9 protein-coding genes are annotated in these 14,886 nt (G+C 74.4%); 5 read left to right on the top strand and 4 right to left on the bottom strand.

From position 1 onward, the window contains the following. Nucleotides 1-21: 21 nt before the first annotated feature. Both htpX and ACL06G_RS07520 read right to left on the bottom strand, forming a co-directional pair. Complete coding sequence (gene htpX, locus ACL06G_RS07525) at nucleotides 22-939, bottom strand: zinc metalloprotease HtpX (RefSeq protein ID WP_412784513.1); 918 nt, start codon at nucleotides 937-939, stop codon at nucleotides 22-24. A gap of 172 nt (nucleotides 940-1,111) precedes the next feature. After that, nucleotides 1,112-3,826 carry a flippase-like domain-containing protein gene (locus tag ACL06G_RS07520; RefSeq protein WP_412784662.1) on the bottom strand — a complete coding sequence of 905 codons (2,715 nt, stop codon included), beginning with the start codon at nucleotides 3,824-3,826 and terminating at the stop codon, nucleotides 1,112-1,114. A 167-nt stretch (nucleotides 3,827-3,993) separates the two neighbouring features. Between ACL06G_RS07520 and ACL06G_RS07515 the strand changes: the two genes are divergently transcribed. From ACL06G_RS07515 to nudC, 5 genes are all read left to right on the top strand, one after another. Beyond that, the gene (locus ACL06G_RS07515; RefSeq protein WP_412784661.1) at nucleotides 3,994-4,371 is read left to right on the top strand and encodes an MGMT family protein; all 378 of its coding nucleotides are present in this window, start codon (nucleotides 3,994-3,996) and stop codon (nucleotides 4,369-4,371) included. 99 nt (nucleotides 4,372-4,470) lie between these two features. Next, nucleotides 4,471-7,758, top strand: a complete 3,288-nt coding sequence (locus ACL06G_RS07510) for an ATP-dependent helicase (protein WP_412784512.1) — start codon at nucleotides 4,471-4,473, stop codon at nucleotides 7,756-7,758. A 70-nt stretch (nucleotides 7,759-7,828) separates the two neighbouring features. Further along, nucleotides 7,829-11,098: an ATP-dependent helicase gene (locus tag ACL06G_RS07505; protein WP_412835613.1), complete on the top strand. Its 3,270-nt coding sequence runs from the start codon at nucleotides 7,829-7,831 to the stop codon at nucleotides 11,096-11,098. Nucleotides 11,099-11,181: 83 nt separating this feature from the next. Continuing rightward, complete coding sequence (locus tag ACL06G_RS07500) at nucleotides 11,182-12,582, top strand: dipeptidase (RefSeq protein WP_412835612.1); 1,401 nt, start codon at nucleotides 11,182-11,184, stop codon at nucleotides 12,580-12,582. A gap of 54 nt (nucleotides 12,583-12,636) precedes the next feature. Beyond that, nucleotides 12,637-13,587 (top strand): NAD(+) diphosphatase, encoded by a 951-nt coding sequence (nudC, locus tag ACL06G_RS07495; RefSeq protein WP_412784509.1) that lies wholly within the window; start codon nucleotides 12,637-12,639, stop codon nucleotides 13,585-13,587. Nucleotides 13,588-13,626: 39 nt separating this feature from the next. Here nudC and ACL06G_RS07490 read toward each other — a convergent pair whose 3' ends face one another. Further along, the gene (locus ACL06G_RS07490; protein WP_412835611.1) at nucleotides 13,627-14,505 is read right to left on the bottom strand and encodes a class II fructose-bisphosphate aldolase; all 879 of its coding nucleotides are present in this window, start codon (nucleotides 14,503-14,505) and stop codon (nucleotides 13,627-13,629) included. Between the two features lie 6 nt (nucleotides 14,506-14,511). After that, complete coding sequence (locus tag ACL06G_RS07485) at nucleotides 14,512-14,769, bottom strand: mycoredoxin (RefSeq protein ID WP_412784507.1); 258 nt, start codon at nucleotides 14,767-14,769, stop codon at nucleotides 14,512-14,514. Nucleotides 14,770-14,886: the final 117 nt, after the last annotated feature.

Here is a 14,886-nt window from a genome sequence, read left to right as displayed (position 1 = left end):
TCCCTTCGTGGCGGCGGTCTCTCAGGCGCCGCGGCCGAGCTGGACGGAGATGCGGTTGAGCTGTTCGAGGCGGCGCTCGAGCGGCGGGTGCGAGGAGAGGAGGCCGGCCAGGCTCTCCCCGGAGAGCGCGGGGACGAAGAAGAAGGCGTTGAAGGCCTCGGCCCGCCGGAGGTCACGGGTGGGGATGCGGGCCATGTCCCCGCTGATCCGGGTGAGTGCCGAGGCGAGAGAGGAGGGGCGTCCGGTGAGGAGTGCCCCGGCCCGGTCCGCGGACAACTCCCGGTAGCGGGACAGCAGCCGCGTCAGCAGGAAGCTGACCATGTAGACGACGGCGCCGACCAGTGGGACGAGCAGCAGCGCGAGGCCCACGCCGCTGTTGTCCCGGTTGCCCATGCGGCTCAGGCCGCCCCACAGTGCGACGCGGGTCATGAGCCCGGCGAGCACCCCGAGGAAGGAAGCGATGGTCATGACCGCGACGTCGCGGTGCGCGACGTGGGACAACTCGTGGGACAGCACGCCCTCCAACTCGTCCGGTTCCAGCCTCCGCAGCAGGCCGGTGGTGACGCAGACCATGGAGTTCTGCCGGTTCCGCCCGGTGGCGAACGCGTTGGGCACGTCGCTGTCGGCGACGGCCACCCTGGGCTTCGGCATGTCCGCCAGGGCGCACAGCCGGTCCACGGCACCGTGCAGCTGCGGCGCCTGCTCCGGGGTGACCTCGTGCGCGCCCATGCTGAACGCCGCGATCCGGTCGCTGAACCAGAACTGCGCGACGAAGAGCCCGCCCGCGATCAGAGCGATCAGCGGCCAGGCGTTTCCCAGTGCCACGACGAGCACACCGACCAGGACCACGTACAGCAGCCCGATGAAGAACATCGTCGCCACCATCCGGCCGGTCAGACCCCGGTCGGCGACATATCTGGTCCGCCCTGCTGTCGCCATCACGCACTCCTCGCCCGCCGCGCGACGCCGCTCGAAGTCTCCTCGGGGCACTCGCGGCCCCCTTTGCCCTCCATTGTCCCTCTTTGCTGCGCCGGCGGACGGTGCGCCGGTGGGGCGACCGTGCGCGCGGACCCTGCGGACCGCGCGGGGCACGGCAGCCGGGGCGGGAGGCCTACAGCGCGTCCTTCCGCGTCAGCTGCGTGAAGGCGAGCCAGCCGGGAAGCACCGGCAGCCAGAAGGTCATCAGCCGGAACAGCAGCACCGCCGGTGTCGCGACCTCCTTCGGCACCCCGAAGGTGATCAGGCCTGCGATCAGGGCCGCCTCCACGGCCCCCAGCCCGCCCGGCGTCGGGGCCGCGGACCCCAGCGCGTTGCCGGCGAGGAAGACCACCGCGAGCGTCGCCCAGCTCATGTCGTAGCCGAACGCCCGCAGCGAGGCGTCCAGGCACAGGATGAAGGCGAACGGCAGCGCCAGCGTGCCGCCCACACCCGTGAGCAGCAGCTTCGGGCGCTGCACCACATCCAGCATGCGCGGCACCACGCCCGCGAAGAGCGACCGCAGGCGCTCCGAGACGAACTTCCGCAGCGCCGGAATCGCGGTGACGATCAGGCCGAGCACGGCCGCTGCGAGCATCCCCGCGATCACGGCCCGCGAGGGCGACAGCGTCGGCGTGTGCTCCGTACCGGTCAGGTAGCCGAAGGCCAGCAGCAGCAGGATGTTCGCGCCCAGTCCGAACAGCTGCGACGCGCCCACGCTCGCGACGGCGTGCCCGGACCGGACCCCCGCACGCTGCAGGAAGCGGGTGTTGAGGGCGACGCCGCCGATCGCCGCCGGAGCGACCAGCTTCACGAACGACCCGGCGACCTGTGCCAGCACGGTGCGCACGAACGGCACCCGCTCCGGCACGAACCCGAGCAGGGCGACGGCGGCCACCAGGTACGTCAGCGCCGAGAACCCCAGCGCGATCGCGACCCAGCTGTAGTCGGCGCCCACCACGGCCTGGCCGATGCCGACATGGCTGAGCTGGCTGAACAGGAAGTACGCGGCGAGCGCCCCCGCGATGAAGCTGATCAGCGTGCGGGGGCGGATGCGCTCCAGCCGCGCCGGCTCGACCGGCGCCTGCGGCCGCACCAGCAGCACGTGGCTGCGGATCTGGGCGAGCAGATCCTCCTCGCGCGCCTCGTCCAGCGCCTCGTCCAGCGCCTTCTTCTCCGCGTGCTTCTCCGCCTTCAGCGCCTTCCGGTCGTGGGCGACCGCGAACTCCCGCTCGGCCGCCTCCCGGGCTTCCTTCCGCGCCCGGGACGCCTCCAGCACCGCCTCCCGCTCCCGCTGCGCGCGCTCCTTCGCGAGCCGCCGCAGCGTGGTCCGGGTACCGCGGCTCAGCGCGATCGGCTGCAGCAGCGGCAGGCTGTCCGCGACCAGGTCCGGGCCCAGTACCTCCACCGCCGCAGCCACCGACCGCTCCGCGCCGACGCGCAGCCCGAACGTGGTCAGCAGCTGCGCCACGTCCATCCGCAGCACCAGATCCCCCGCGGCGATCTCGCCGCCCCGCATGTCGGTGACGTACACCGCGCCCGAGTCGTCCACCAGGAGCGCGTCGCCGACCAGGCGGCGGTGTGCGATGCGCCGCGACTGCAGCGCCCGCACCTGCTCCCAGGCCGCCCGCACCAGGCCGTCGGTGATCTCCTCGTCCGCGAGAGCCGCGAGCCGGCGCCCCTCCACGTGCTCGTAGACCAGCATCACCGCGTCCGGTCCGAGCTCGGAGGTGGCGACCAGGCGGGGCGCGTTCGCCCCTGCGGCGATGGACGCGTAGGCCAGCAGCGCCTCCTGCTCCAGTGCCTGCCGGAGCGACTGGGTGCTGCGCGGCTGGGACAGTCCGCGCAGCGCGAGGCGGCGCCACACCCGGTAGAAGTAGCCGTGCGCCTGCTGCTCCCGGTCGACGACGGTGATCCCGAGCGCCGACCCGTCGGCCATCCTCACCCGGTAGCGGCGCCCCCGGTCGTGCTCGGGCTGCTCGTTCTCCTCCGCCAGCTCCTCGACAGCCGCCACGCTCCCGGGCCGGAAACCCACCCGGTTCAGGCCCGCCAGCAGGGTCTGGCCGGTGGGCCGCACGTTGGGGGAGCCGACCGCGTACAGCGTGCCGTACGCCACGCTCCACCCGACCAGCACGGTGACGGCGATCGAGAACGGCGTGGAGTAGCCGGCGACCAGGACGGCGAAGCCGTCCAGCAGCAGCACCGCCCACAGCAGTACCCGCCAACGCGGCCGCCGGGCCATCCCCACGGCGGTCATGTACGCGATGACGGGAGCCAGGTAGCTGTGGACCGGTGTGCTCACCACGCCCTCGCCGAGCTGCTTGGTAAGGGCGTCCTCCACCGAGGCGGGGGCCGCCCCGGTGACCCACAGGTCGATCGCCAGGGACGCGCCGTGCGCCAGGACGGCCGCCAGCACGCCGTCGGCGATGCGCAGGCCGTCGCGCTTGATCAGCCGTTCCACGGCGAAGGCGACCGGAACCAGTAGCACGGCCACGCTCGCCGTCAGCCCCGCGAGGCTGATGAGCAGCGCGGGTGCCTGCGCGGTCCCCTTGGCGACGTCGCTCTCGAGCCCCGTCGTGGTGCCGTGCGCGAACGCGGCGACGGTGAGCACCACCACGATGCCCAGCACGCCCAGCCCCAGCCGCAACAGGTCGGACGGGCGGTGGACCCGTGCCGGCAGCAGCGGTTCGTCGGCGACGATGCCGCCGCCCCGGTCCTGCCCGTCCCCGGGCCCGCCGGGGTCGTGGCCGCCGTGCTCGTCCCGCATGTCCGTGCCGTTCTGCGAGGGCCCGTGGGCAGCGGGCGCCGTTCGATGAAGTGGCTCCTCCCGGAGCCCGTTCCCCCGTCGCATGTCGGCCGCCGTCTCGTCCTGGTCTCGTCTCACCCGTCACCGCCCGGACGAAGATGGTGACACGTCGGGATGGTGCCCGAGGGTACGAGGGAGTACGCGCGGGGCGCGAGATGCGCACCGCAGCCCGCCGCTCCCGACGGCCCGCGGTGTCCGCGGCGTACGGCATCATGGCCGCCATGCGAGGGAGCGAGCCGCCGGAGCTGCCGGACTACGCGGAGCGGGTACTGGAGGTCGCGGAGCAGATTCCGCCCGGTCGGGTGATGACGTACGGCGATGTCGCGGAGTGGCTCGACGAGGGCGGGCCGCGCCAGGTCGGCCGCGTCATGGCGCTCTACGGCGGGCCCGTCCCCTGGTGGCGCGTCGTGCGCTCCGACGGCGTGCTGCTGCCGGGGTCCGAACTCCGTGCCCTGGAGCTCTACCGGGAGGAGGGCACGCCCCTGCGGGAGGCCGCACGGTCCGCCGAGGGCCACGTGCCCCGCCTGGACATGCGCCGTGCCCGCTGGGACGGCGCCCCCGCGGCAGACGGGGCGTCCCGCCCGCGGTGAGGAGCCGGGGTGCCGCGGGCCGGCGGCACACGGCACCCCGGGCGGCGGCTCGCGTAGCGTCTGCCCCACGCACCACCCCTCCATCGCAAGGCGATCCACGTGAGCACCTCCGTCCCGTCGTCCGCACATCCGGCCGCACCGCCCGCGGCGCCACGGGCGGCCGGCGCGTACCGGCTGCTGCGCACACCACCCGCGCCCGCGCCCGTCCCTGCTCTGGACGCGGCACAGCGCGCTGTGGTTGACCATGCCACCGGACCGCTCCTGGTGCTCGCCGGGCCCGGCACCGGCAAGACCACCACCCTCGTCGAAGCCGTCGCGCAGCGCGTCCGCGCCGGCACCGACCCCGAACGCATCCTGGTCCTCACCTTCAGCCGCAAGGCAGCCGCCGAGCTCCGCGACCGGATGGCCGCACGCCTCGGCGGCGCGGCCGCACCGCAGGCCACCACCTTCCACTCGCACTGCTACGCCCTGGTCCGGGCCCACCAGGACGCCGACCTGTTCGCCGAGCCGACGCGACTGCTCTCCGGACCCGAACAGGACCTGTACATCCGGGAGCTCCTCGAGGGGCAGCTCGACCTCGAGGCGGAGGGTCGCGGCCGCACCGCCTGGCCCGGCGAACTGCGCGCCTGCCTCACGACCCGGGGCTTCGCCGACGAGGTGCGGGCGGTGCTCGCCCGCAGCCGTGAACTGGGCCTGGGCCCGGATCAGCTCGCCGCCTTCGCCCGCCGCACCGGACGACCCGACTGGGACGCCGCCTCGGCGTTCCTCGCCGAGTACTTGGACGTGGCGGACGCACAGGGCGTCCTGGACTACGCGGAACTGGTCCACCGGGCCGTGCTGCTCGCCGAGCGGCCCGAGATCGCCGCGCAGCTGCGCACCCGGTACGACGCCGTCTACGTCGACGAGTACCAGGACACCGACCCCTCCCAGGTGCGGCTGCTGCGCGCCCTGGGGGCACCCACCGTGGTCGCCTTCGGCGACCCCGACCAGTCCATCTACGCCTTCCGCGGCGCGGACGTCGGCGGCATCCTCGACTTCCCCGCCGGCTTCCCGCAGCAGGACGGCACACCCGCATCGGTCCGCGTGCTGGGCACCTCGCGGCGCTCCGGCGCCGCCCTGCTCGCCGCCACCCGCGAGCTGACCCGGCGGATGCCCCTCCACCGCCTGCCCGCCGACGCGGTCCGGGCCCACCGCTCCCTCGCCCCCTCGCGCAGCGGCGGTCGCGTGGAGGTCCTGACCTGCCCCACCCCGGGCGCCGAGCTCGACACCGTCGCCGACCTGCTGCGCCGCGCCCACCTGGAGGAGGGCGTGCCCTGGCGCGACATGGCCGTGCTCGTCCGCGCCGGCGGACGCAGCATCCCCGTGCTGCGCCGCGTCCTCACCTCCGCCGGGGTGCCCGTGGAGACCGACGGCGACGACGTGCCGCTGCGGCAGGAGCCCGCGGTCGCTCCCCTGCTGACGGCGCTGCGGGTAGCGGCCCAGGCCGCGGTGGCCGACGCAGCCCCGGAGAGCGGCAGCCCGGACACCGGAGGGCAGGCCCGCCCGGACGTCGAGACGGCGCTCACCCTGCTGTCCTCCCCGCTCGGCGGAATGGACGCCGCCGACCTGCGGCGGCTCGGCAGGGCACTGCGCGACGAGGAACGCGCCGCCGGGCACGCCGTGCCCCGCCCTTCGGACACCCTGCTCGCAGAGGCCCTCGCCGAACCCGAGCGGCTCGCCGCGCACGACCCGTCCTACGCCCGCGGCGGCCGCCGCCTCGGACTGCTGCTGCACACCGCGCGAACCGTCCTCGCCGACGGCGGGACCCCCGAGGAGGCGCTGTGGGAGCTGTGGAACGGCACCTCATGGCCCGGCCGCCTCGAGAGGGCGGCACTGCGCGGGGGCGCCGCCGGGCGCAACGCCGACCGCGACCTGGACGCCGTCTGCGCGCTGTTCGCCGCCGCCGCGCGCGCCGAGGAACGCACCGGCGGCCGCGGCGCGCTCAACTTCCTGGAGGAGATCGACGCCCAGGACATCGCCGCCGACACCCTCACCGCACGTGCGGTGCGGCCCGACGCCGTACGGCTGATGACCGCGCACCGCGCCAAAGGCCTGGAATGGCACACCGTGGTGGTCGCCGGCGTGCAGGAGGGGCTCTGGCCGGACCTCCGCCGTCGCGGCTCGCTCCTGGAGGCCGACCGGATCGGCCGGGACGGACTCGCCGAACCGCTGCCGCCCGGCGCCCTGCTGGCGGAGGAGCGGAGACTGTTCTACGTGGCCGCGACCCGGGCCCGCGACCGGCTGGTCGTCACCGCCGTGCAGGCCCAGGGGGAGGACGGGGACCAGCCCTCCCGCTTCCTCACCGAACTCGGGGTGGAGCCGCGTGCGGTGGCCGGCCGCCCCCGCCGTCCGCTCTCCGTCCCGGCCCTGGTCGCCGAGCTCCGGGCGACCACCGTCGATCCCGCTGCCTCCCCGGAGCTGCGCGAAGCGGCCGCCGAGCGGCTCGCACGGCTCGCCGCCCTCACCGACGAGGAGGGCACCCCCCTCGTCCCCGCGGCCGACCCGCACCGCTGGTGGGGCCTGCGGGAACCCACGCACACCGAGACCCCGCTGCGGGACCGGGACCGCCCGGTCGCGCTGTCCGGCAGTGCCCTGGAACAGCTCGCCACCACCTGCTCCCTGCAGTGGTTCCTCGGCCGCGAGGTGAAGGCCGACGCACCCGCGAGCACCGCGCAGGGCTTCGGGAACGTCGTCCACGTCCTCGCCGACGAAGTGGCCTCCGGCGGTACCGAGGCCGACCTGTCGGTGCTCATGGAGCGCCTGGACGGCGTCTGGGAAGGGCTCGCCTTCGACGCGCCGTGGAAGTCCCGGCAGGAGCGGGACTCCGCCCGCGCCGCGCTGGAACGCTTCCTCGCGTGGCACGTCCGGGAGCGCGCCGACGGCCGCCACGTCGTGGGCAGCGAGGAGGAGTTCGACGTCACACTGGACGCTGGCCGGTACGCCGTACGCATCCGCGGCAGCATGGACCGCGTCGAACAGGACGTGCAGGGCCGCCTCTACGTCGTCGACTTCAAGACGGGCAGGGCCAAGCCGACCGCCGCCGAGGTCGAGCACCACCCGCAGCTCGCCGTCTACCAGCTCGCGTTGCGCGAGCAGGGGCACACGCCCGGCGGCGCGGAACTGGTCCACCTCCGTCTCGGTGCCACGCGCCGCGAGGGCGGCGACGCCCTGCCCGCCGTCCAGCAGCAGAAGCCGCCGGACGGCGCGTGGATCGGTGACCTGCTCGCCGAAGCGGCCGGGCGCGTCCTCGACGAACGGTTCACGCCCCGCACCGGTACGCACTGCACCCGGTGCGCGTTCCGCTCCTCCTGCTCGGCGCAGCCGGAGGGCCGGCACGTCGTGGAGTGAGGCCTCCCTTCACCGCCGCGCCCCAGCCCCGGGCACCGCTTGTCGGTACCGGCCGCTAGCGTCGACTCCCGTGTCCGCACGACCCGAGCTCACCGATCCCGAGCAGCTGAAGGAGCTGCTCGGGATCCCGTTCACGCCGGAACAGCTGCGCTGCATCACCGCGCCGCTGGCGCCGCAGGTGATCGTCGCCGGCGCCGGTTCCGGCAAGACCACCGTCATGGCGGCCCGGGTGGTGTGGCTGGTCGGCACCGGCCGCGTCGCCCCCGACGCGGTGCTCGGCCTGACCTTCACCAACAAGGCCGCCGGCGAACTCGCCGAGCGCGTACGGGCTGCGCTCGCCCGCGCCGGGATCTTCGACCCCGGAGGCGGCGATCCCGGCACGGGCACGGAGGAGGAGCCTCCCGGCGAGCCGCAGATCCTCACCTACCACGCGTTCGCCGGCCGCCTCCTCAAGGAGCACGGCCTCCGCCTCGGCATCGAGCCCGGCGCGCGGCTGCTCGCCGACGCCACGCGCTTCCAGCTCGCCGCCCGGGTGCTCACTGCCGCGAGCGGCCCGTTCGAGGGGTTGCGCAACGGTCTGAGCACCCACGTCCAGGACCTGCTCGCCCTCGACGCGGAACTCTCCGAACACCTGGCGACCCCGGCGCAACTGCGTGCCCACGACACCGCTCTCCGCACCGAACTGGCCGACGCGCCCCTCACCAACCAGGCGCTCCGCCGCATCCCCGACACCGTCGTCGCCCGCACCGAACTGCTGGGCCTCGTCGAGGAGTACCGCACCCGCAAACGCGACCGCGACCTGCTGGACTTCGGTGACCAGATCGCGCTCTCGGCCACCCTGGCGCGCGACATCCCCGAAGTGGGGCGCCTCCTCCGACAGGAGTGCGGCGTGGTGCTGCTGGACGAGTACCAGGACACCTCCGTCGCCCAACGCATTCTGCTCGCCGGCCTGTTCGGTCAGGGCACCGGCCACCCCGTGACCGCCGTCGGCGACCCCTGCCAGGCCATCTACGGCTGGCGCGGCGCCTCCGTCGCCAACCTCGACGACTTCCCCGAGCACTTCCCGCACCGGAACGGCGAACCGGCCCGGCGCCACGCCCTCAGCGAGAACCGCCGCAGCGGCGGGCGCCTGCTCCGGCTCGCCAACGGCCTGGCGGCACCGCTGCGCGCACGCCACCACGGAGTCGAGGCACTCCGCCCCGCCCTGGGAGCCGAGCAGGACGGCGTCGTGCGCTGCGCGCTGCACACCACGCAGGACGAGGAACTGGGGTGGCTGGGCGACCGGATCGCCCATCTCGTCCGGACCGGAACGGCGCCCGGCGAAATCGCCGTGCTCTGCCGCACTGCGGGCGACTTCGCCGCCATCCAGCGCGTACTGGTGGAACGGGACGTCCCCGTCGAGGTCGTCGGACTCTCCGGCCTGATCCACCTCCCCGAGATCGCCGACCTGGTGGCGACCTGCGAGGTGCTCCAGGACCCGACGGCCAACGCCCCCCTGGTACGCCTCCTGACGGGACCGCGGTGGCGCATCGGGCCGCGCGACCTCGCCCTGCTGGGGCGGCGCGCCCGGTATCTGGTGCGGAGGGACGAGCCCGGTGCCGACGACGACCCGGACCGTCGGCTCACCGCTGCCGTCGAGGGCGTCGACCCCGCCGAGATCGTCTCGCTCGCCGACGCGCTCGACACCTTCCTCGAGGGCGAGCCGGACGACGCCCTCCCGTTCTCCCCGCAGGCCCGGGTCCGCTTCGCCCGGCTCGCCGCGGAGATCCGGGATCTGCGCCGCTCCCTCGGCGACCCGCTGACGGACGTGCTGCACCGAGTGCTCGCCGCCACCGGTCTGGAGGTCGAACTCTCCGCGTCCCCGCACGCCCTGGCAGCGCGGCGCCGGGAGACGCTGAGCGCGTTCCTCGACATCGCCGCCGACTTCGCCGGTCTCGACGGCGAGGCCACGCTCCTCGCGTTCCTCGGTTTCCTGCGCACCGCCGCCCAGTACGAGAAGGGCCTCGACGGCTCGCTGCCCGGCAGCGGGGACACCGTCAAGGTGCTGACCGCCCACAAGGCGAAGGGCCTGGAGTGGGACGTGGTGGCCGTACCCGGCCTGGTGGCCAAGCAGTTCCCCAGCGAGCGCCCCCGGGAGTCGTGGCTGACCCGGCCGGGCGTGCTGCCGCACCCCCTGCGCGGGGACGCCGACACCCTGCCGCACATCGACGGATGGTCCGCCAAGGAGCTCTCGCGCTACGAGACCCGGCAGCGTGAGCACCAGGCCACGGAGGAACTGCGGCTCGGATACGTCACCTTCACCCGCCCCCGTTCCCTGCTGCTCGGTTCCGGGCACTGGTGGGGCCCCAGCCAGAAGCGCCGCCGCGGGCCGTCCGCCTTCCTCGAGGCCCTTCGCGCCCACTGCGAGGAGCATCCGGGGCACGGCGAGGTCGAGAGCTGGGCGGAGGAGCCGGAGGAGGGCGCGCAGAACCCGGCCCTCGCCGCCCGCGGGGAGGACATCGCCTGGCCGCTGCCGCTGGACCCGACTGCCCTGGAGCGCCGGCGCGACGCCGCCGCCCGGGTCCGGGCGCACCTGGAACGTCCCGCACTGCCCGCGCCCCGCCGCGCCGACGCCCCCGACCCGGCGACGGTGCCGCCTGACCCGGAGGAGCAGCGGCTCGTCGACTCCTGGGACAAGGACCTCGACGCGCTCACGCAGGAACTGCGGCGCTCGCGCTCCACCGTGCACGAGGTGCCGCTCCCGGCGTCCCTGTCGGCCTCGCAACTGATGCGCCTGGCCGACGACCCGGACGGATTCGCCCGCGACCTGGCCCGGCCGATGCCGCGGCCGCCGCAGCCCGCCGCGGCCCGGCGCGGTACCCGGTTCCATGCCTGGGTGGAGTCGCGCTTCGAGGAACTGGCCCTGCCGATGCTCGGTCCCGACGAGCTGCCGGGCGGCGACGAGCCCGCCGGCATCGAGGACGAGCGGGACCTCGCCGAACTCAAGCAGGCCTTCAGCGACACCCCCTACGCGCGCCGCACCCCGTACCGCGTGGAGGCGCCCTTCCAACTGGCCCTGGCCGGACGGACGATCCGCGGCCGCATCGACGCCGTGTACCGTACGCCCACCGACGAGGGCTGGGCGTACGAGGTGGTGGACTGGAAGACGGGACGCCGCCAGGACGCGGACCCGTTGCAGCTTGCCGTGTACCGCGTGGCCTGGGCCGAGCTGTGCGGGGTGCCGCTCGCCGCGGTGGACGCCGCGTTCCTGTACGTGCGCACGGGACGGATCGTCCGCCCGTCGCCGCTTCCCGACCGCGAGGGACTCGAACGACTGCTGCACGGAGCGCCCCAGGACTGATGCGGGCCGCCGGTTCCGCGGCTCGGCGGGGATTGTCTCCCGGGCGCAGCGCGGTGCTGTGCGGGGCGGATAGGCTCGGGTGCATGAGCAGCACCCCGGACAGTGCGGTCCGCGCCTACGTCGACGCCCACCGCGGCGCCTTCCTCGACGACCTCGAGGAATGGCTCCGCATCCCGTCCGTCTCGGCGGACCCGCTCCGTGCCGGTGACGTGCGGCGCAGCGCGGACTGGCTCGCGGCGAAACTGCGCGACACCGGGTTCACCACGGTCGAGGTGTGGGACACCCCGGGCCATCCGGCGGTGTTCGCGCACTGGCCGTCCGGAGACCCGGACGCACCGACGGTGCTGGTCTACGGCCACCACGACGTGCAGCCCGCGGACCGGGAGGACGGCTGGCGGACCGAACCGTTCGAGCCGGTCCGCACCGAGGAGCGGATCCACGCCCGGGGAGCGGCCGACGACAAGGGGCAGGTCTTCCTGCACACCCTGGGTGTGCGGGCCCATCTCGCCGCCACCGGCCGCACCGCGCCGGCGGTCGATCTGAAACTCCTCGTCGAGGGCGAGGAGGAGTCCGGGTCGCCGCACTTCCCGGACCTGGTCCGGGAGCGCGCGGAGGAACTGGCCTGCGACGCGGTGATCGTCTCCGACACCGGGATGTGGTCCGAGGACACCCCGACGGTGTGCACCGGCATGCGCGGACTCACCGACTGCCAGATCGACCTCTTCGGCCCCGACCAGGACATCCACTCCGGCTCCTTCGGCGGAGCCGTGCCCAACCCGGCGACCGAGGCGGCTCGGCTCGCGGCGGGGCTGCACGACGCCGACAGGCGGGTCGCCGTCCCCGGCTTCTACGACGGGGTGGTGGAGTTGACGGACCGGGAGCGTGCCCTGTTCGCCGAACTCCCCTTCAACGAGGCGCGCTGGCTGCGCACCGCCCACTCGCACGCCGCGCTGGGCGAGTCCGGCCACACCACACTGGAACGCCTCTGGGCCCGGCCGACCGCGGAGGTCAACGGCATCGGCGGCGGGTACCAGGGGCCCGGCGGGAAGACCATCGTGCCGGCGTCGGCGCAGCTCAAGCTGTCCTTCCGGATGGTCGCGGGGCAGGATCCGGAGAAGGTCCAGCAGGCGGTGCGGGACTGGGTCGCGCGGTCGCTGCCCGCGGGCATCCGGCACGAGATCACCTTCTGGGGCGCGACCCGCCCCTGCCTCACCCCGCTCGACCATCCCGCGCTCCAGTCGCTGGTCAGGGCGATGGGACGGGCGTTCGGCACGACCGTCCGCTACACCCGGGAGGGAGGCTCCGGGCCCGCCGCCGACCTGCAGGACGTCCTCGGCGTTCCGGTGCTGTTCCTCGGCATCTCCGTTCCGTCCGACGGCTGGCACTCTCCCGACGAGAAGGTCGAGCTGGGACTCTTGGACAAGGGCGTGGAGACGGCCGCGTACCTGTGGGAGGACCTGGCGGAGCACTGGACGGACCGGTGACCGGCAGACACGACGCACGCTGACGACGAGGGGAATCGGTAAGCAGCAGTGACCATGACCGAAGGCGCCGAGAGTTCCGCGACCACCCGCTCCATCGCCCTGACCCCGACCGGCGGCATCGACCGGGCGGCGCACCGCCGTCTCGACGAGGCCTGGCTGGCGGCCGCGTGGAGCCATCCGACGACGCGCGTCTTCGTCGTGTCGGACGGGCAGGCCCTGATCGAGGACACCGAGGACGGAGGTGCCGTCCTGGTGACCATGCCGTCCTTCGACGCTCCCGTCACCGAGGCCCACCGCTACTTCCTGGGCGTCGACCCGGACGGGGTGTGCTATTTCGCGTTGCAGAAGGACGGGCTGCCGGGCCGCATGGACGACATAGCGCGTCCGGCGGGTCTCCGCGAGGCGGGCGTCCTGCTCGGGGAGCGGGACGCGGAGCTCATGGTGCACGCCGTCGCGCTGGAGAACTGGCAGCGCATGCACCGCTTCTGCTCGCGCTGCGGCGACCGTACCGTCATCGCGGCGGCGGGCCACGTGCGGCGCTGCCCGGCCTGCGGTGCGGAGCACTATCCGCGCACCGACCCGGCCGTGATCATGCTGGTCACCGACGAGCAGGACCGCGCTCTGCTGGGCCGCCAGGTCCACTGGCCCGAGGGGCGGTTCTCCACGCTCGCCGGGTTCGTGGAACCGGGGGAGTCGATCGAGCAGGCCGTGGTCCGGGAGGTCGCCGAGGAAGCGGGCGTCGAGGTCGCCGTCGAGGACGTCTCCTACCTGGCGAGCCAGCCCTGGCCGTTCCCGTCCAGCCTCATGCTGGGGTTCACGGCCCGCGCCCGGTCCTCCCGCATCGCGGTGGACGGCGACGAGATCGAGGAGGCCCGCTGGTTCTCGCGGGAGGACCTGGAGAAGGCCTTCGCCTCGGGCGAGGTCCTGCCGCCCTCCGGCATCTCCATCGCGGCCCGCCTGGTCGAGCACTGGTACGGCCGACCGCTCCCGCGTCCCGTCCGCTGAGCGGGTCCGGCGCGGACCCCCGCCCCGTGGGGCCCGGCGTCAGCGAGCCGCCGGGGCCCGCCCGTTCCGGTCGGCGAGCGAGGTGAGGAGGCGGGTGACCGTCGCGGTCATGGCCGAGCGTCCGTCACCGAGGTAGCGGCGCGGGTCGACGACGCGCGCGTCGCCCGACAGCCGTTCCCGGACCGCGCCGGTCATCGCCACGTTCAGCGCGGTGCCGATGTTGACCTTGGCGATGCCGCCGGCGAGGGCGCGGGCGAGTTCGTCGTCGGGCACGCCCGACGAGCCGTGCAGCACCAGCGGCACGTCCAGCCGTGCGCGGAGGCGGGCGAGGAGGTCGTGGTCCAGCCGGGCGTCGCGCGAAGTCATGGCGTGCGACGAGCCGATCGCGACGGCCAGGGCGTCCACGCCGGTGGCCGCGACGTACCGTGCGGCCTCCTCCGGGTCGGTGCGGGCTCCCGGCGCGTGCGCGTCGAGCGGCCCGCTGCCGTCCTTGCCACCGACCTCGCCGAGCTCCGCCTCCAGCCACAGGCCCTGCCCGTGCGCCCACGTCGCCGCGTCACGGGTGGCCGCGACGTTCTCCTCGTACGGCAGGTGTGCCGCGTCGAACATCACCGAGGAGAAGCCGCACGCGGGTGCCTGCCGCAGCAGGCTGCCCTCCGTGACGTGGTCGAGGTGCAGCCCGACGGGTACCGCTGCTTCCCGGGCGCCCTGCGCGGCCGCCGCCGCCAGGGGCCCGGGCCGGCCGCCGCGGTAGGCGACCGCGTTCTCGCTGATCTGCAGGACGACCGCCTGGCCGGCCGCCTCCGCGCCCGCGAGCGCGGCCTCGACATGTTCCAGGGTGATCACGTTGAGTGCCGCGACGGCCCCGCCCCGGCGCGCGGCCGCCGCGACGAGCTCCGAGGTCCGCTCCAGTGGCATGGGGGCTCAGGCGCCGAGGGCCTGCTTGACCTGGGCCAGGCTGGGGTTCGTCATGACGACGTCCTTGCCGTTCGCCGCCGAGGAGACCAGCACCGTCGGTACCGTCTGGTTGCCCTCGTTGGCCTTCTCGACGAAGGCGGCCGACTCCGGGTCGTGCTCGATGTTGATCTCGGTGTAGGCGATGCCTTCCCGGTCCATCTGGCCCTTCAGGCGGCGGCAGTAGCCGCACCAGGTGGTGCTGTACATCGTCACGGTTCCCACCATGGCTCCGGTGTCTCCTTCGCTTCGCGGACGGTGTGCGGGCGTGTGCCGCGCGCACCCGGCGCACGGCACCTCACGGGGAACGTGCCCCGGGGGCCGGGCATTCCCCGCGGGCCGCCG

The sequence above is a fragment of the Streptomyces callyspongiae genome (genome assembly GCF_047200695.1).
GTDB lineage: Bacteria > Actinomycetota > Actinomycetes > Streptomycetales > Streptomycetaceae > Streptomyces.
Note: the sequence above shows the minus strand (reverse complement) of the source record. Positions and strands in the feature narration are given on the sequence as shown.